This window comes from Micromonospora sp. C31 (genome assembly GCF_018070575.1).
GTDB lineage: Bacteria > Actinomycetota > Actinomycetes > Mycobacteriales > Micromonosporaceae > Micromonospora.
In genome coordinates this window covers 31,232-48,390 of the sequence record NZ_JAGPXN010000015.1, presented here as the reverse complement: position 1 = coordinate 48,390, position 17,159 = coordinate 31,232, and the positions used below count along the sequence as shown (strand labels likewise).

Sequence of the window (17,159 nt, the reverse complement as noted above, 5' to 3'; positions counted from 1 at the left end):
GCACGGGGAGGTGGAATGAGCCGGCCCGGCTTCGGCGGGGGCGACCTGCCGGCGGTGTTCCCGGACTGGTCGCCCTACCAGGACCTCGAGTCGGCGGCGCGGGCCTACCTGCGGGACCCCGACGTCGCGCTGGAGGCGCTCGGCGGGGTGCTGCGCGGCGCGTCGGTGCTCGGCTTCACCCTGGAACGCTTCGTCAACGAGGTCAACGGGGTGTGGCAGGAGGTCGTGGTCTGCGACGGCAGCCGCCTCGTCCTCTGGCACGGCGAGGACGTGCCGCCGGGGGAGGGACCACCGGGATCGATGACCTCGTCGCTGCGGGTGGTGCCGGTCTCCACCGTGACGGAGGTCGGCTGCCGACGCCGGCTGACCCGCGACGAGGACGGCGGGATCCGGGTCGACAGCATCGACGTCTATCTGCTGCTCACCTCGCTGGACGAGGCGCCGCCCACCGACGAGGCGACGGGTGGGCCCCGGCACGACGCGCTGCGCTTCGGCAAGACGCTCGACGACGGCGGCGCCGGACAGATCGCCCGGCTGGAGGAGTTCGCCCGCCTGGTCGCCTCGGTGGTCGGCCGCCCGATGCTCTGAGCCGTACGCCCGGCGTCTCCGCCGGTGGGTCGCGCGCCGGCTCGTCCTCCCGGCGAGGCGGAGGCCGGGCCCTCAGCCCTCCTCGGCCTCCGGGCCGGCCACCTCGACGCCGTCGCTGCCGCGCACCACGTGGATGCACTCGCCCGGGCACTCCTTCGCCGAGTCGATGACCTCGAGGCGCAGGTGCTCCGGCACGTCGACCCGGCTGCCCGGCGCCACCCGCAGCTCGCCGTCGGAGCCCTTGACGTAGGCCAGCCCGTCGACGTCGAACTCGAAGACCTCGGGCGCGTACTGCACGCAGAGCCCGTCGCCCGTGCAGAGATCCTGGTCAACCCAGACCTTCAGCTGATCCGTCACGACCTCCGCCACGGCGCACCCCCCATGTTCTCCCGTGCCACGCACCGACGGTACCCGAACGCGCGGACCGGCCCTCGGGGCCACCCTTCGCGATCAAGGTTCGGTGACGAGGGCGTTGCGTGGGACCGAATCGGCCTCATAGCGGCTAGTGTTAGGGCAGAACGTTCAAGCCCCCCGGGGAGGTGGGACGTGGCACGCAGCGACGACGCGGACTCGCGCGCCGCACGGTGGGAGAAGGAGGCCCACGATCTCTCCACGCAGGTCGCGTTCCTTCAAGAGGAACTCGCTCTGGTGCGGCGCAAGTTGACCGAAAGCCCCCGACACGTCCGGCAGCTCGAAGAGCGGCTGGCGGCCACCCAGGCACAGTTGGCGCGGCTGACCGAGAACAACGACCGGCTCGTGAGCACCCTCAAGGAGGCTCGCGCGCAGATCGTGACGCTCAAGGAGGAGATCGACCGCCTCGCGCAACCGCCGAGTGGTTACGGCGTCTTCCTCGCGCGGCACGACGACGGCACGGTGGACGTCTTCACCGGCGGACGCAAGCTCCGCGTCGCCGTCTCGCCCTCGCTGGACGTCGCCGAGCTGCGGCGCGGCCAGGAGGTCCTGCTCAACGACGCGCTCAACATCGTCGACGCGTTCGGTTTCGAGCGGGTCGGCGAGGTGGCGATGCTCAAGGAGATCCTCGCGGGTCCCGACGGCAGCCCGGGCGACCGGGCCCTGGTGGTCTCGCACGCCGACGAGGAGCGCATCGTGCACCTCGCCGACACCCTGATCGGCGCGCCGATCAGGGCCGGCGACTCGCTCATGATCGAGCCCCGTTCGGCGTACGCGTACGAGCGGATCCCGAAGAGCGAGGTCGAGGAACTGGTCCTGGAGGAGGTGCCCGACGTCGACTACACCGACATCGGTGGCCTGCACTCGCAGATCGAGCAGATCCGCGACGCGGTGGAACTGCCCTTCCTGCACGCCGACCTGTTCCGCGAGCACCAGCTCCGCCCGCCGAAGGGCATCCTGCTCTACGGTCCGCCCGGCTGCGGCAAGACGCTGATCGCCAAGGCGGTGGCCAACTCGCTGGCGAAGAAGATCGCCGAGCGGGAGGGCAAGGAGAAGCACACCAGCTTCTTCCTCAACATCAAGGGCCCGGAGCTGCTCAACAAGTACGTCGGCGAGACCGAGCGGCACATCCGGTTGATCTTCCAGCGCGCCCGTGAGAAGGCGGGCGAGGGCACCCCGGTCATCGTGTTCTTCGACGAGATGGACTCGATCTTCCGCACCCGCGGCTCCGGCGTCTCCTCCGACGTCGAGAACACCATCGTCCCGCAGCTGCTCAGTGAGATCGACGGTGTCGAGGGGCTGGAGAACGTCATCGTCATCGGCGCCTCCAACCGGGAAGACATGATCGACCCGGCGATCCTGCGCCCCGGCCGACTCGACGTGAAGATCAAGATCGAGCGACCGGACGCCGAGGCGGCCAAGGACATCTTCTCCAAGTACATCCTCTCCGGGCTGCCCCTGCACCCGGACGACCTGGCCGAGCACGGCGGCGACCCCCAGGCCACCGTCGCGGCGATGATCGACGCGGTCGTGCTGCGGATGTACTCGGAGACCGAGGAGAACCGCTTCCTCGAGGTCACCTACGCCAACGGCGACAAGGAAGTCCTCTACTTCAAGGACTTCAACTCCGGCGCGATGATCCAGAACATCGTCGACCGGGGCAAGAAGATGGCCATCAAGGAGTTCCTCACCTCCGGACGCAAGGGCCTGCGCCTGCAGCACCTCCTCGACGCCTGCGTCGACGAGTTCCGCGAGAACGAGGACCTGCCCAACACCACCAACCCCGACGACTGGGCCCGCATCTCCGGCAAGAAGGGCGAGCGGATCGTCTACATCCGCACGCTCGTCTCCGGCGGAAAGGGCACCGATGCCGGCCGGTCCATCGAGACCGCCAGCAACACCGGCCAGTACCTCTGACGGACACCGGCACTGGGCCCGTGACGCGACGCGTCACGGGCCCAGTGCCGTCCCGCGCCTGCCGCCGGGCCCCGTCGCCCGGTCCGCCGCGCCCCCTTCCGCCGCGCGGCCGACTACGCTCGACGTGACGGGGGACCGGGTCGGGCGAGCGAAGCGGGTAGGTCGATGAGCGTAAGACGGATCATGGGCACCGAGGTCGAGTACGGCATCTCCGTTCCCGGCCAGGCCGGGGCCAACCCCATGGTCACCTCCTCGCAGGTGGTCAACGCCTACGGGGCACGCCCGGAACTCAACCGGGGCGGCCGCGCCCGCTGGGACTACGAGGAGGAGTCGCCGCTGCGGGACGCGCGCGGCTTCACCTACTCCGGCGCCGCGTACGACCCGGCCGAGGCGCTCGCCGACGAGGACCTCGGGCTGGCCAACGTGATACTCACCAACGGGGCGCGGCTCTACGTCGACCACGCCCACCCGGAATACTCCACGCCCGAGGTGACCAACCCCCTGGACGTGGTGCGCTGGGACAAGGCGGGGGAGCGGGTGATGGCCGAGGCGGCCCGCCGCGCCGCCACGATCCCCGGCACCCAGCCGATCCACCTCTACAAGAACAACACCGACAACAAGGGCGCCAGCTACGGCTCGCACGAGAACTACCTGATGCGCCGCCAGACGCCGTTCGCCGACATCGTCGCGTACCTGACGCCGTTCTTCGTGACCCGGCAGATCGTCTGCGGCGCCGGCCGGGTCGGCATCGGCCAGGACGGCGGGCAGAACGGCTTCCAGATCTCCCAGCGTGCGGACTTCTTCGAGGTCGAGGTCGGCCTGGAGACCACCCTCAAGCGGCCGATCATCAACACCCGCGACGAGCCGCACGCCGACGCCGACAAGTACCGCCGGCTGCACGTCATCATCGGCGACGCGAACCTGTCGGAGATCTCCACGTACCTCAAGGTCGGCACCACGGCGCTGATCCTCACAATGATCGAGGAGAAGGCGCTCGGCGCCGACCTCGGCATCGCCGACCCGGTCAGCGAACTGCGCGCCGTCAGCCACGATCCGAGCCTGACGCACCGGATGCGGCTGCGTGACGGACGGCGACTGACCGCCCTGGACGTGCAGTGGGCCTACTACGAGCGGGTCCGGTCCTTCGTGGACGACCGCTACGGCACCGACGCCGACGAGCAGACTCTCGACGTGCTCGCCCGCTGGGAGCACGTGCTGGACAGGCTGGGCCGCGACGTCATGCTCTGCGCCGACGAGCTGGACTGGGTGGCCAAGCTGCGGCTGCTGGAGGGCTACCGGGAGCGCGAGCAGCTCGGCTGGGGCTCGCACAAGCTCCAGCTGGTCGACCTGCAATACTCCGACGTCCGCCCCGAGAAGGGCCTCTACCATCGGCTGGTCTCCCGGGGCGCGATGAAGACGCTGCTCGACGACGAGCAGACCCGTACCGCGATGACCGAGCCGCCGGAGGACACCCGGGCCTACTTCCGCGGCCGTTGCCTGGCCCAGTACGCCTCCGAGGTCGTCGCGGCGAGCTGGGACTCGGTGATCTTCGACGTCGGCCGGGAGTCGCTGGTGCGGGTGCCGATGATGGAGCCGGAGCGCGGCACCCGCAAGCACGTGGGTGCGCTCTTCGACCGCTGCCCCAGCGCGAAGGACCTGTTGGAGACCCTCACCGGCGGCTGAGGCGTCGTTGCCGATTGCCCGCCGTGTGCCGAAGCCGGCGCGCGGCGGGCTTTTCGTCGCCTGCGCGAGGTAAGTTGATCGCAGGGCGATCGTGGAGGAGGCAGCAATGGCCACTCGTGACAGCGGCGGGCAGTCGCAGTCGGGCAAGTCGCGTCAGGGCGAGGAGATCGAGGACGCCACCACCGAGGCGAACCCGGAGGTGGCGGAACGGCACGCCGAGATCACCGAGGACGTCGACGACCTGCTCGACGAGATCGACTCCGTCCTGGAGGAGAACGCCGAGGAATTCGTGCGCGGTTACGTACAGAAAGGGGGTGAATAGGTTCTACCTGGCATTTCGGGCATGTCTGGGCAGTGGGATGACCGAAACGGTGAGCGTCCCTGCCGCGACTGCGGCATGTGGAAGCCCTTAGCGGACTTCTGCGCCAACAGCAGGAGACCAGACGGTCGAGGCAGCTACTGCAAACCGTGCTTCAATGCGCGTTCGAAGGCCAGCTACGCGAAGCGCGCCCGGGAACGGGATGGGCGTGAGGTGCGTCAGCTATCGGCGGTGCCAGCGGGGTACCGCCGGTGTCCGGCTTGCGATGCGGTCAAGGTGCTGGCGGACTTTCCCCGCAACCGATCCGGGCGGGTGGCCACGGCCGATACTGCAAGCCCTGCCACAACGAGAAGGGCAGGGAGTCGCGGACGCGGCTCCACGGCGGCAGTCGTGAATACCACCTGCGGCGGCGCTACGGCATCGGGGAGAAGGAGTTCCAGGAGCTCCTGGCCGAGCAGGGCGGGGTCTGCGCGATCTGTGGCGGTGCGGACCCGCAACATCTCGACCACGACCATCGCACCGGGTGGGTGCGCGGGATATTGTGCTTCAACTGCAACGGTGGTCTCGGCCAGTTCCGTGACGATCAGTCGCGGCTGGCGGAGGCGATCACATATCTGAGAGGAACCACGTGGCAGCGGGTTTTGATCCATCCGGGCGTCTACCAGATGTGTTCACCAACGCGGGGACGTCCTCCTTCACCTCGTTCCTGAGCAGGGTGGCCCCCGAGATGCTGCCCGGCCGCCGGCCCCTGCCGCCGGGGATGGCCGCGGACATGGCGCCGCACGCGACGACCATCGTGGCGATCTCGGCAGCCGGCGGCGTCGTGATGGCCGGCGACCGGCGGGCCACCATGGGCAACCTGATCGCCCAGCGCGACATCGAGAAGGTGCACCCGGCCGACGCGCACTCCCTGGTCGGCATCGCCGGCACGGCGGGGATCGGCATCGAGCTGATGCGACTGTTCCAGGTGGAGTTGGAGCACTACGAGAAGATCGAGGGCGCGATGCTCTCGCTCGACGGCAAGGCCAACCGCCTCGCCTCGATGATCCGCGGCAACCTGGGCGCCGCGATGCAGGGTCTCGCGGTGATCCCGCTCTTCGCCGGGTTCGACCTGGCCGCGAAGGATCCGGCGCGCGCCGGGCGGATCTTCAGCTTCGACGTCACCGGTGGCCCCTACGAGGAGACCGGCTACGACGCGATCGGCTCCGGCTCGCTGTTCGCCCGGTCGGCGTTGAAGAAGCGCTTCCAGCCGGGGCTCTCCATCGACGAGGCGGTCCGGCTCGCGGTGGAGGCGCTCTACGACGCGGCCGACGACGACACCGCGACCGGCGGCCCGGACCTGATCCGGCGCATCTATCCGGTGGTCATGACGGCGACGGCGGAGGGTACCCACCGGCTCACCGACGAGGAGATGTCGGCGATCGCCGAGAGCGTGGTCTCCGGCCGGATGGAGAATCCGGGCGGTTGACCCGCTCGCGCCCGCACCAGTCAGCAGCCGTCAGCACAGCGCCCTAAGGAGAACCGCCGCCGTGGCCATGCAGTTCTACGCCTCGCCCGAGCAGATCATGCGCGACCGCTCCGAGCTGGCCCGCAAGGGCATCGCCCGGGGCCGCAGCGCGGTGGTCCTGAGCTACGAGGGTGGGGTGCTCTTCGTCGCGGAGAACCTCTCCAGCGCCCTGCACAAGGTCAGTGAGATCTACGACCGGATCGGCTTCGCCGCCGTCGGCCGCTACAACGAGTTCGAGAACCTGCGCCGCGCCGGGGTGCGGATGGCCGACCTGAACGGCCTGAGCTACGACCGGCGCGACGTCACCGGTCGGGCCCTGGCGAACGCGTTCGCGCAGACCCTGGGCGCCATCTTCACCGAGCAGTCGAAGCCGTTCGAGGTGGAGATCTGCGTGGCCGAGGTCGGCGCGACCGCCGAGGACGACGAGCTCTACCGGCTCACCTACGACGGCTCCGTCAACGACGAGCCGGGCCGGATGGCCATGGGTGGGCAGGCCGAGGCGATCACCGGTGTGCTGAAGTCGCACCACCGCCCGGACATGTCGCTGGGCGAGGCCGTCAAGGTCGCGATGCAGGCGCTGAGCAGCGTCGGGGGAGAGGGCGGCGCCGCCCGCACCATCGCCGCGAACCAACTGGAGGTGGCGGTCCTGGACCGGCGCCGGGTGGGGCGGACGTTCCGCCGTGTCACCGGGGCCGCGTTGACCGCGCTGCTCAACGGCGACAAGGCCGAGGAGCCGGTGTCGGCCCGCCCGGAGACGCCGACGTCGCCGAGCGAGGAGGCGAAGAAGCCCACCACGTCGGCCGGCTCGGCGGACCTGGAGGGCCAGGAGACCCCCGAGGCGTAGCGGAAGCGCGTGCCGGGCGGGCAGCCGGGGCGTCGACACGCCCGAACGACCGCCCGCCCGGATCCGCGCCCGCCGCCTGACCCTGCTCCGCCTCGCCCGCGTTCCGCCCTGGGCCGACAAGGGGCCGGCGGTAACCGGGGAGGCCTGGGCGTACGGAATTCAGGAGCGAGCCCGGGCGATCGGCCGCGCGGCGGGCTCTGCGGGACGGCCGGCGTGAGACGGGCGCGGTGTGCGCTGCCCATCTGGGGCCTCGGGCGGCTAATGTCTATTCATGGAGCGGCGAATCTTCGGCCTCGAGACCGAGTACGGCGTCACCTGCACCTACCGTGGGCAGCGGCGGCTGTCCCCCGACGAGGTCGCCCGGTACCTCTTCCGCCGCGTGGTGTCGTGGGGCCGGTCGAGCAACGTCTTCCTGCGCAACGGCGCCCGGCTCTACCTGGACGTCGGTTCGCACCCGGAGTACGCCACCCCGGAATGCGACTCGGTGGTGGACCTGGTCGCGCACGACCGGGCTGGCGAGCGGATCCTGGAGGGCCTGCTCATCGACGCGGAGAAGCGGCTGCACGACGAGGGCATCGCGGGTGACATCTACCTGTTCAAGAACAACACCGACTCGGCCGGCAACTCGTACGGCTGCCACGAGAACTACCTGGTGTCGCGGCACGGGGAGTTCGGCCGGCTGGCCGACGTGTTGATCCCGTTCCTGGTCACCCGGCAGTTGATCTGCGGGGCGGGCAAGGTGTTGCAGACGCCGCGCGGAGCGGTCTACTGCCTCTCGCAGCGCGCCGAGCACATCTGGGAGGGCGTGTCGTCGGCGACGACCCGGAGCCGGCCGATCATCAACACCCGCGACGAGCCGCACGCCGACGCGGAGCGCTACCGCCGGCTGCACGTCATCGTCGGCGACTCCAACATGAACGAGGTCACCACGCTGCTCAAGGTCGGCACCGCCGACATCGTGCTGCGGATGATCGAGGCGGGGGTGGTGATGCGCGACCTGACGCTGGAGAACCCGATCCGGGCGATCCGCGAGGTCTCGCACGACATCACCGGCCGGCGTAAGGTGCGGCTCTCCTCCGGCAAGGAGGTCAGCGCGTTGGAGATCCAGCAGGAATACCTGGCCAAGGCAACCGAGTTCGTGGAGCGGCGCGGCGGCGACCAGACCGCCAAGCGGGTGGTCGAGCTGTGGGGCCGGGTGCTGCGCGCCGTGGAGACCGGCGACCTGGAGCCGGTGTCGCGGGAGATCGACTGGGTGACCAAGCTGCGGCTCATCGAGCGCTACCAACGCAAGCACGACCTGCCGCTGTCGCACCCGCGGGTGGCGCAGATGGACCTCGCCTACCACGACCTGCGCCGGGGCCGGGGCCTGTACGGGCTGCTGGAGCGGCGCGGGGAGGTGGACCGGGTGGCGACCGACCCGGAGATCTACGAGGCCAAGGAGACGCCGCCGCAGACGACCCGGGCCCGGTTGCGCGGGGAGTTCATCCGGCACGCCCAGGAGAAGCGGCGGGACTTCACCGTCGACTGGGTGCACCTGAAGCTCAACGACCAGGCGCAGCGCACCGTGCTCTGCAAGGACCCGTTCCGGGCGTACGACGAGCGGGTGGAGCGGCTGATCGCCAGCATGTGACGGCGGACCCGGCCCGGTGCGGTGCCCAGCGCCGTCCGGGCCGGCGGGGCCGGTAGGCTGACCGCGCCATGACGACTTCCGAACCTCCCGAGAGCGGCCGGCAGAAGCAGAACTGGGCCGAGCGCCGCCGCGAGAAGATCCGCGCCGAGATCGAGCGCAACCGGCGCGGCGAGTACACGGTGCCCACCTGGGTGCTGGCGCTCGCGCTGGCGTTGATCGTGGGTGCCTGGCTGGCCCTGATCTTCCTGGTCTGAGCCGCTCCTGACGCGAGGCCGGCCCGGTCTGCCGACGCCAGTGGTGGCCGAGCCGGCGCGGTGGCCGGGCCGGCCCGGTGCTGCCGCAATCTCGAAGTTGTGCCGGCTCCGGTGCAGCTGGAACCGTCATGCCCGTCCGGCGTTTCCGGTGACCGGTCACGCACCCGCGTGACCGCGGCAGGGAGGGTGGCGGCATGGCGCACATCGACCTCGGTCTCGACGAGCGGGCGCATCCGGGCATCAGCGGCCCGATGCGGTTCCGCCCCGAGACGGCCAAGCCGCTCAACGAGCTGGCGGAGACGCTGCTGCGCGCCCCGCACCCGACGCTGACGCCCGGCGAGCGGGAGCTGATCGCGGCGTACGTGTCGGGGCTGAACGAGTGCCGGTTCTGCTGCGCGTCGCACTCGGCGTTCGCGGCGGCGCAGCTGCCCTCGGGCATGCGGCTGGTCGACCAGGTACGTGCCGATCCGGCGACCGCCGAGGTCAGCGACAAGCTGCGGGCGCTACTGGAGATCGCCGCAGCCGTGCAGCGCACCGGTCGGGACGTGACGCCGGAGCTGGTCAAGGCCGCCCGGGGCGCTGGCGCGACGGACCTGGAGATCCACGACACGGTCCTGATCGCGGCGGCGTTCTGCATGTTCAACCGGTACGTCGACGGGCTCGGCACGCTGGCCCCGGAGGACCCGGTGGTCTACGAGCGGACCGCCGAGCACATCGTGCGCTACGGCTACGGCACGAGCTGACCGGCGAAGGGCGGCGAGCCGACCCCGCTCCGCCCGCCGAGGAGCCGCTCTTCCCCCTCCCCGCGGGGCCGGGCGGGATCAGGGCAGCAGGCGTGCGGCGTGCCGGCCGGCCGCGGCGGCGGCCAGGAAGTAGGCGTGGTCGGCGTCGAGTCCCCGGCCCATGGTGGACAGCGGCGCGGGTGCGGCCCGCAGCGCGGCGTCGAGCCCGTCGGTCGGCACCCGGACGAGGGTGTGCCGTGCCGCGAGGGGCGCCAGCGCCGCGTCCACCTCGCCGGCCAGCGCCGGGGCCAGGCCGTCGGGCACGACCAGCTCGGCGGGGGCGAGGGCCACCCGGCCGTACGCGGTGAGGCTGTGGTGCGACACGCCCCGGTGCCGGGGCCGGGGGTCGACCTCGGAGATGCGCAGCGATCCGACCGGGCGTCCGCCCAGCGTGGCGACGGCGTTGACGGCCTCGCCGACGGCCACCCCCGAGAAGCCCCACCGGGTGCCGGTGCCCAGGTTGCCCGGCCCCTGGGCGACGATCGCGAGGTCGGCGCGCAGTACGTGCCGGGCGGCCAGCAGTCCGCTGTGCAGGGTGCTCGCCTCCAGGTCCCCGCCGAAGGACTGGCCGACGCTGACCGTGCCGACGAGGTGCTCGCGCAACCGGGCGAGGGTGCGGGAGAACCAGGCCGGCAGTGCCCCGCCGTCGGTCAGCAGGTACGCCACCCGGGCAGCGGGGGCGTCGGCGTGGATGCCGGCCAGGACGGCGGGCAGCGCCGAGTGCAGGTCGGCGGTGACGACGGGCAGGCCGGCCAGGTCGTCGGCGGCGGCCATGACCTCCCGGTGCGGGGACGCCTCCTCGTCGACGCCGAGCAGGATCGGCTGCAACGGGGTGTAGCGGGCCTTGACCAGGTGCCCGGCGTCGCGGCTGTCGAGGGCCTGCGGCGGGTCCGGCGGCAGCCGGTCGGGCAGCGCCACGACGAGGGCGTACCCGCCGGTGCCGAGGCCCATCAGCAGCGCGCCGGCGTTGAGCAGCACCCGGTCGCCGGGCTCGGGCCGGCCGACGAGCGCGGGGTAGGCCAGGGCCCGTACGGTGCCTCCGTCGGCCAGGTCGACGTCCAGTTCCACCGCCCCGGCCCACTCTCGCCGCAGCGCCGTCACCGTTCCCGACCGCCATCGCACCATGTCCGGCACGCTAGCGTCGCCGCCGCGGGCCGGCACGCCCGGGGCGGTCGGCCGCCGGGGCCGCCCTGCTCCGGGCCGTCGCCGTGGGGCCGGTGGTGCGAGTCGGGGGAGGACGTGGCGCACGTACGGTGGCGGGCGGTGCGCCGCGTGCCGATCCGCCGGACGCCGGGCCGGCCGGTCGCGACGGGCGGCCCGTCCTGCCCGCGTGGGTGCACGGGCGCGGCGGGTGGGCTGCTAGCGTCTACCGCGTGTCGCGGACCCGCACCGAACGCCTGGTCAACCTGGTTATCTGCCTGCTGTCCACGCGGCGGTTCCTGACCGCCGCGCAGATCGCCGCGACCGTGCCCGGCTACGAGCACGATCCGGACGACGCGCGTGACCACGAGGCCTTCCAGCGCAAGTTCGAGCGGGACAAGGCCGAGCTGCGCGAGCTGGGGGTGCCGCTGGAGACCGGGACGGCGAGCGTCTTCGACGCGGAGCCCGGTTACCGGATCGCCCACCGGGAGTACGCGCTGCCCGACATCCCCCTCGAGCCGGACGAGGCCGCCGCGGTCGGCATCGCCGCCCGGCTGTGGCAGCACGCCGGCCTGGCCGCTGCCGCCTCCTCGGGGTTGGCGAAGCTGCGCGCGGCCGGCGTCGACGTGGATCCGCAGGCCACGCTGGGTCTGGAGCCGATGGTGACGGTGGACCCGGCGTTCGCGCCGCTCACCGCGGCCGCCCGGGACCGGCGCGAGGTCAGCTTCGACTACCGGGTTCCCGACCGCGACGAACCCACCCGCCGCCGCCTCCAGCCGTGGGGGGTGGTCTGCTGGCGGGGCCGCTGGTACGTGGTCGGGCACGACCTCGACCGGGCGGCGACCCGCTGCTTCCGGCTGTCCCGGGTGGTCGGCACGGTCCGGGCGACGGGGGTCCCGGGGGGGTACGAGCCGCCGGCCGGGGTGGACCTGATCAGCCACGTGGCCCGTTGGTCGGGTCCGGCGGAACGCACCGGGCGGGCCATGGTGCTGGTGGCCGCCGGTCGCGCCGCCGGGCTGCGCCGCTGGGCGGTCGGCGTCACCGCCGGGCCCGACGGCGACCGGCTCGTCCTGCCGTACGCCGACGTGGACGTGCTCGCCGGGCAGCTTGTCGGCTACGGCCCGGACGCGCGGGTGCTCGATCCGCCGGAGGTGCGCGACGCGGTGATCCAGCGGCTCAAGGAGATCGCCGCGCGGCACGACGACCTCGCGGTCGCCGGGGGTGTCCGGTGACCCGCCCGGCTGCCCGTGGCGGCTCCCGCGCGTCTGCCGACCGGCTGGCCCGGCTGCTGAACCTGGTGCCCTACCTGCTGGCCCGGCCCGGCATCGAACTGGCCGAGGCGGCCGGTGACCTGGGCGTCACGGAGCGGCAGCTGCGCGAGGACCTGGAGCTGTTGTGGGTGTGCGGGTTGCCCGGTTACGGCCCGGGTGACCTGATCGACATGGCCTTCGACGGCGACCGGGTGACGATCACCTACGACGCCGGCATCGACCGGCCGCTGCGGCTCACCCCGGACGAGGCCCTCGCGTTGGTGGTGGCGTTGCGGATGCTCGCCGAGACGCCCGGGGTGACCAACCGGGATGCCGTCGAGCGGGCCCTCGCCAAGATCGAGCACGCGGCCGGTGACCTGGTGGCGGCGCCGGTGGAGGTCCGACTGCCCGCCGACACCCGGCGGGTGGAGGAGCTGCGGTCGGCCGTCGAGAGCGGCCGGGCGCTGCGCATCACCTACTACACGGCCGCCCGGGACGAGACCACCGAGCGGGTCGTCGATCCGCTGCGGATGCTGATGGTCGGCGGGCGGGCCTACGTGGAGGCGTGGTGCCGTCGGGCGGAGGCGGTGCGGCTGTTCCGGGCCGACCGCATCGACGCGGTCACCGAGCTGGGCGAGCGGGCCGTGGTGCCGCCGCAGGCCCGCCCGCACGACCTCACCGCGGGCGTGTTCCGCCCGTCGCCGGACCTGCCACTGATCACTCTGCGGATCGGTCGGGGGGAGCGGTGGCTCACCGAGTACTACCCGTGCGAGCGGGTCGAGGCCGGCGGCGGTGACCACTGGCTGGTGTCGTTGCGGGTCACCGACCTGGGTTGGGCCCGCCGCTTCGTGCTGGGTCTGGGCCCGGGTGTGACCGTGGTCGCCCCGGCCGAGCTGGCCGAGCAGGTCCGGTCCTCGGCGGTCGCGGCCCTCGACGCGTACGCCTCGCCGGTGCCGGCCGCACCCCGGGGGCCGGACACCCCGCTGGCGGTGGTGTCCCCGGTCGACCCGGCGGTGCCGGCGGGCACCCAGTAGGCTGGCTGCCGTGGTGAAGTGGATCGTGCTGGCGGTGGTGCTGTTCGCGCTCGTCGTGTTCGTCCTGGCCCTGCGGCCGGTGCTGACGCGGCTGCCCCGGCTGCGTCGCGCGGCCGTGGCTCTGCAACGCCGGGCGGGCGAGGCGGAGTCGCTGCGGGCGACCGCCGAGACCCTCCAGGCGCGGGCGGAGGCCCTCCAGGAGCAGCTCGACACCACCCAGCGGCGGCTGACCGTGATCAAGGCGAAGCGCGGCGGGTGATCGTCGGTGCCCGGTTCCTGCGCGAACCGGCCCGGTGGCACGCGGCAGTGATCCTGCGGCCGGTGGTTGACGGGACGTCCCGCGTTGGTCAAGACTTCACCGGCCGGGACGAACCACCACCGCCCGGCGGGTGGCAACGGCCGTCGGCGCACGTACGATGGGCTGCGGTACACCCCTCACGACGACACAGAGCGACTGGAGCTTCCCATGGGTGCCCTCAAGCCGTGGCACATCGCCGTACTCGTGGTCGTGCTGATCCTGCTCTTCGGCGCGAAGCGGCTCCCCGACGCGGCCCGCTCGCTGGGCCGGTCGCTGCGGATCATCAAGGCTGAGACCAAGAGCCTGCACGACGACGACCGCGACCTCGCCGAGAAGGCCGACGCGCAGTCCGGCTACCAGCCGCTCCCGCCGCAGACCGTCCAGGGCCAGCCGTACGCACCGCCGCCCGCCGGACAGCAGCCGCACGTCGCCCCGCACCAGCAGCCGTACGCTCCCCCGGTCAACGACCCGGTGCAGCGCGTCCGCGACAACTGACCGAAGGGCCCGAGACCCGTGGCCTTCGCCCTCAAGAAGCGCGGCCCGAGCAACTTCGCCCGGGCCGCCGACGGCTCGATGACGCTTGTCGAGCACGTCCGCGAGCTGCGCACCCGGCTGTTCAAGGCGTCCCTGGCGATCCTGGTCGGCTTCGGCGTCGGCATCTGGCTCGCCGGGCCAGTCCGGATCCTGCTCTCGAAGCCGTACTGCGACCTGCCGGCGTCGATCGATCCCGTCAGCGGCAAGTGCAAGTTCGTGCAGCTCGGTGTCGCGGACGTCTTCCTGCTCAATCTGAAGATCGGGCTCTGGGTGGGCTTGATCATCGCGGCCCCGGTCTGGCTCTACCAGCTCTGGGCGTTCATCGCGCCCGGCCTGCACCGGCACGAGCGGCGTTACGCCTACGTCTTCACCGCGCTGGCCGCGCCGCTGTTCGCGGCGGGTGCCGTGCTGGCGTTCTTCGTCACTACCAAGGGCCTTGAGTTTCTGCTCGACATCTCCGGTGACGACATCGCCACGAACCTCGAGGTCACCCGCTACATCTCGTTCGTCACCAACCTGATCCTGCTGTTCGGGGTGGCGTTCGAGTTCCCGCTGCTGGTGTTGATGCTGAACTTCGTCGGCATCGCCAGCGCGAAGCGGCTGCTCAGCTGGTGGCGGATCGCGGTGTTCGTGTTCTTTGCGTTCTCCGCCGTGGTCACGCCGACCCCCGATCCGTTCGGGATGACCGCGCTGGCGCTCTGCCTCTGCGCGCTCTACTTCGCTGCGGTCGGTGTCGCGTTCCTCAACGACAAGCGCAAGGGACGCGGCAAGGAGGTCTACGCCGGCATCGACGACGACGAGGTCTCGCCGCTGGAGTTCGATCCGGAGCCGGTGGAGGCCGGGCAGCGGGTGGACGCGAGCGCGCCGATCATCGCCCCGGAGCCGGTCGCCGCGCCGGCGCCGATCGACCGCCGCTACGACGACATGACCTGACCGCCGGTCGTCCTCGTGCCGCACGGAACAAGCCCTCCCTCGCCGGGGGGCTTGTTCCGTTGGCACCCCCGGTTGCCACCGTGACGCCCTTAACGCACGCCGCGCCAGCCGTCAGCCCTCAGTCGGCAATCCGTCACGGGGCATCCACGAGTCGCAATCGGGTAAGCGCATCTTTACGATGTGTCGACGTGTCCGACGAGGGAGGTCGCTATCCAGTGCGTCGCCCGACGTTCTGTCGTCCACCCGTCGCCGTGGCGGGGGACACCGCCCGGCGGCACGGTGTCCCCGACGCCTCCGGCCCGCCAGGCGCCCGGACCGATCCGACGCCGTGCGGCGGCCATCCGGCCGCAGCCGTGGCACCCGACCGTCGCGCCGCACAGGGTGAGGCCGTCCTCGCGGCCACTGCGGACGGCGGCCCGGCGCCGCACGGGCGCCGGGCCGAGGCGGGCGCCGACGGCGCTCCGCTGGCCGCTCCGGGCGGCCGGTTTCGTGGGGTGAGTGCCGGCCCCGGCTGAGCCCGGCGGGCCCGCCCGCGCGGTCGGCCGGTCCCTGCGGCTGCACCGCCCCGATATCCCTGACCGTCCGATCGTCGTTGTCGCGCTTCAAGATCCAGATGACCCCTCCGGCCGGCCTCCGTAGTCCCGTCAACGGGACTCAACCGCCGTCCCGCACCCCCCAGAACGGAGCAAACGCATTGATTCGCGTCGTCGTTGTCGAGGAGATGGGACTACTGCGCACCGCCCTGTGCGCGGCACTGTCGAGCGAGCGGGACATCGAGGTCGTCGCCGAGGTGACCGGGGTGGCGGAGCTGATCACCCTGGTGCGTCGGCACCGGCCGGACGTGGTGCTGGTGGACCTGGCGCCGGACGCCCCGCACCCGGTCGAGGTCGTCGCCGAGATCACCGAGGCGATGCCCGACACCGCCGTGCTGGCGATGGGCCGGCAGTGGAGCCAGCGGATCGTCGGGGACCTCCTGGCCGCCGGCGTACGGGGCCTGGTCGGCAAGGACGCCTCCCTGGAGGCGTTGGTCGACGCCGTGCGGGAACTCGCCGCCGGCGGGAAGGTCATCGACGCCGACGCCGCCGTGACGGCGCTGCGGCCCGTGTCGAGCCGGCTGACGCGCCGGGAGGTGGAGGTGCTGCGGGTGGCCGCGGAGGGCCTGCCGCTCAAGGAGATCGCCCGCCGGCTCTACCTGGCGCACGGGACGGTGCGCAACCACCTGTCGGCGATCATGCGCAAGACCGGCGCCCGCAACCGGATGGAGGCGGTGTGGCGCGCCCGACGCGACGGCTGGATGTAGCGGGCCGGCGCCCGACCGGACCCGCAGCCGCCGGCCTTCCCGGTGTCCGGGTTCGACGGTGGTCGGCCGCCCGGCGAGCGGAACCCGTCGGCGCGTGTTTGAATTCTTACGGTCCGTGATCTGTCTGACGACGTTCCGGAGGGTCATCGGTGATCCGTACGTTGCTCGCACTCGACGGTGCCCTGGTCCGTGGCGCCCTGTCGCTCGTCCTCGCCGCCGAGGCGGACATCAGCGTCGTGGCGGAACTCGACCGGGGCGACGCGCTGCCGCCGGCGGTCCGGACGCAGCGCCCGGACGTCGCGGTCGTCGACCTCGACCTCATCGGCGAGGCGGGCCTGGCGGGGCAGTGCCCGTTGCTGGTGCTCGCCGACCGGCGCCGGGCCCGCAGCCTGCACCGGGTCTTCGTGCCGGGGCGCACCGTCGGGATCCTCGGCAGCGACGTCTCCCCGCACCGGGTGGTGGACGGCATCCGGCGGGTGGCCCGCCGCGAGTCGGTGGTCGACGCCGACCTGGTGATGGCGGCCCTGAGCCGCGACAGCCCGCTCACCTCACGGGAGACGGAGGTCCTCGACCTGACCGCGGCCGGGGCACCCGTCGTGGAGGTGGCCCGGGCGCTCGGGCTCGCCCCGGGTACGGTGCGCAACCACCTCGGCCGGATAACCCGCAAGGCGGGCGCCCGTACGAGGGTGGAGGCGGTGCGGGTCGCCCGCGAGGCGGGCTGGATCTGACCAGCGC

Annotated in this window: 19 protein-coding genes; 17 read left to right on the top strand and 2 right to left on the bottom strand. The window is 72.2% G+C overall.

The features are described from left to right. The first annotated feature begins 15 nt into the window (after window positions 1–15). Window positions 16–588: a hypothetical protein gene (locus KBX06_RS19790; protein WP_210837249.1), complete on the top strand. Its 573-nt coding sequence runs from the start codon at window positions 16–18 to the stop codon at window positions 586–588. A 72-nt stretch (window positions 589–660) separates the two neighbouring features. On the opposite strand, the gene KBX06_RS19785 is transcribed toward KBX06_RS19790, so the two are convergent. Then, window positions 661–957, bottom strand: a complete 297-nt coding sequence (locus tag KBX06_RS19785; protein ID WP_210837247.1) for a ferredoxin — start codon at window positions 955–957, stop codon at window positions 661–663. A 177-nt stretch (window positions 958–1,134) separates the two neighbouring features. On the opposite strand from KBX06_RS19785, the gene arc reads away from it, so the two are divergent. The 9 genes from arc to KBX06_RS19740 all read left to right on the top strand — a co-directional run bounded on the left by arc (window position 1,135) and on the right by KBX06_RS19740 (window position 9,896). Then, window positions 1,135–2,916, top strand: coding sequence for a proteasome ATPase (arc, locus tag KBX06_RS19780; RefSeq protein ID WP_210837244.1), 1,782 nt, complete (start codon window positions 1,135–1,137; stop codon window positions 2,914–2,916). Window positions 2,917–3,081: 165 nt separating this feature from the next. Next, on the top strand, window positions 3,082–4,599 hold the full coding sequence (gene dop, locus KBX06_RS19775; RefSeq protein WP_374225656.1) for a depupylase/deamidase Dop: 1,518 nt from the start codon (window positions 3,082–3,084) through the stop codon (window positions 4,597–4,599). 106 nt (window positions 4,600–4,705) lie between these two features. After that, on the top strand, window positions 4,706–4,921 hold the full coding sequence (locus tag KBX06_RS19770; RefSeq protein WP_210837242.1) for a ubiquitin-like protein Pup: 216 nt from the start codon (window positions 4,706–4,708) through the stop codon (window positions 4,919–4,921). A 248-nt stretch (window positions 4,922–5,169) separates the two neighbouring features. After that, window positions 5,170–5,628, top strand: coding sequence for an endonuclease VII domain-containing protein (locus tag KBX06_RS19765; RefSeq protein WP_307854687.1), 459 nt, complete (start codon window positions 5,170–5,172; stop codon window positions 5,626–5,628). Beyond that, a complete protein-coding gene (gene prcB, locus KBX06_RS19760) occupies window positions 5,547–6,386 on the top strand; it encodes a proteasome subunit beta (RefSeq protein ID WP_210837240.1) in 840 nt (279 codons plus the stop codon). The genes KBX06_RS19765 and prcB overlap by 82 nt, the downstream gene beginning before the upstream one ends. Before the next feature lie 61 nt (window positions 6,387–6,447). After that, window positions 6,448–7,269 (top strand): proteasome subunit alpha, encoded by an 822-nt coding sequence (prcA, locus tag KBX06_RS19755; RefSeq protein ID WP_210837239.1) that lies wholly within the window; start codon window positions 6,448–6,450, stop codon window positions 7,267–7,269. 271 nt (window positions 7,270–7,540) lie between these two features. Beyond that, window positions 7,541–8,899 (top strand): Pup--protein ligase, encoded by a 1,359-nt coding sequence (pafA, locus tag KBX06_RS19750; protein ID WP_210837237.1) that lies wholly within the window; start codon window positions 7,541–7,543, stop codon window positions 8,897–8,899. A 68-nt stretch (window positions 8,900–8,967) separates the two neighbouring features. After that, entirely contained in the window at window positions 8,968–9,153 is a 186-nt protein-coding gene (locus KBX06_RS19745) for a hypothetical protein (RefSeq protein WP_210837230.1), read from the top strand. A 194-nt stretch (window positions 9,154–9,347) separates the two neighbouring features. Continuing rightward, window positions 9,348–9,896 (top strand): carboxymuconolactone decarboxylase family protein, encoded by a 549-nt coding sequence (locus KBX06_RS19740; RefSeq protein WP_210837228.1) that lies wholly within the window; start codon window positions 9,348–9,350, stop codon window positions 9,894–9,896. Window positions 9,897–9,974: 78 nt separating this feature from the next. Here the strand turns inward: KBX06_RS19740 and KBX06_RS19735 are convergent, their stop codons facing one another. Then, complete coding sequence (locus tag KBX06_RS19735; protein WP_210837225.1) at window positions 9,975–11,060, bottom strand: DUF3866 family protein; 1,086 nt, start codon at window positions 11,058–11,060, stop codon at window positions 9,975–9,977. 248 nt (window positions 11,061–11,308) lie between these two features. Here KBX06_RS19735 and KBX06_RS19730 point away from each other — a divergent pair, with 248 nt between their 5' ends. The 7 genes from KBX06_RS19730 to KBX06_RS19700 all read left to right on the top strand — a co-directional run bounded on the left by KBX06_RS19730 (window position 11,309) and on the right by KBX06_RS19700 (window position 17,152). Beyond that, window positions 11,309–12,307 (top strand): YafY family protein, encoded by a 999-nt coding sequence (locus KBX06_RS19730; protein WP_210837223.1) that lies wholly within the window; start codon window positions 11,309–11,311, stop codon window positions 12,305–12,307. Next, window positions 12,304–13,359 carry a YafY family protein gene (locus tag KBX06_RS19725; RefSeq protein WP_210837221.1) on the top strand — a complete coding sequence of 352 codons (1,056 nt, stop codon included), beginning with the start codon at window positions 12,304–12,306 and terminating at the stop codon, window positions 13,357–13,359. The genes KBX06_RS19730 and KBX06_RS19725 overlap by 4 nt, the downstream gene beginning before the upstream one ends. A 10-nt stretch (window positions 13,360–13,369) precedes the next feature. After that, a complete protein-coding gene (locus tag KBX06_RS19720; RefSeq protein WP_210837214.1) occupies window positions 13,370–13,618 on the top strand; it encodes a hypothetical protein in 249 nt (82 codons plus the stop codon). A gap of 207 nt (window positions 13,619–13,825) precedes the next feature. Continuing rightward, entirely contained in the window at window positions 13,826–14,152 is a 327-nt protein-coding gene (gene tatA, locus KBX06_RS19715) for a Sec-independent protein translocase subunit TatA (RefSeq protein ID WP_210837212.1), read from the top strand. An 18-nt stretch (window positions 14,153–14,170) separates the two neighbouring features. After that, entirely contained in the window at window positions 14,171–15,124 is a 954-nt protein-coding gene (gene tatC / locus KBX06_RS19710) for a twin-arginine translocase subunit TatC (RefSeq protein ID WP_210837210.1), read from the top strand. A gap of 694 nt (window positions 15,125–15,818) precedes the next feature. Continuing rightward, window positions 15,819–16,424 carry a response regulator transcription factor gene (locus tag KBX06_RS19705; protein ID WP_247686279.1) on the top strand — a complete coding sequence of 202 codons (606 nt, stop codon included), beginning with the start codon at window positions 15,819–15,821 and terminating at the stop codon, window positions 16,422–16,424. 149 nt (window positions 16,425–16,573) lie between these two features. After that, complete coding sequence (locus KBX06_RS19700) at window positions 16,574–17,152, top strand: response regulator transcription factor (RefSeq protein WP_210837205.1); 579 nt, start codon at window positions 16,574–16,576, stop codon at window positions 17,150–17,152. The last annotated feature ends 7 nt before the right edge of the window (window positions 17,153–17,159 follow it).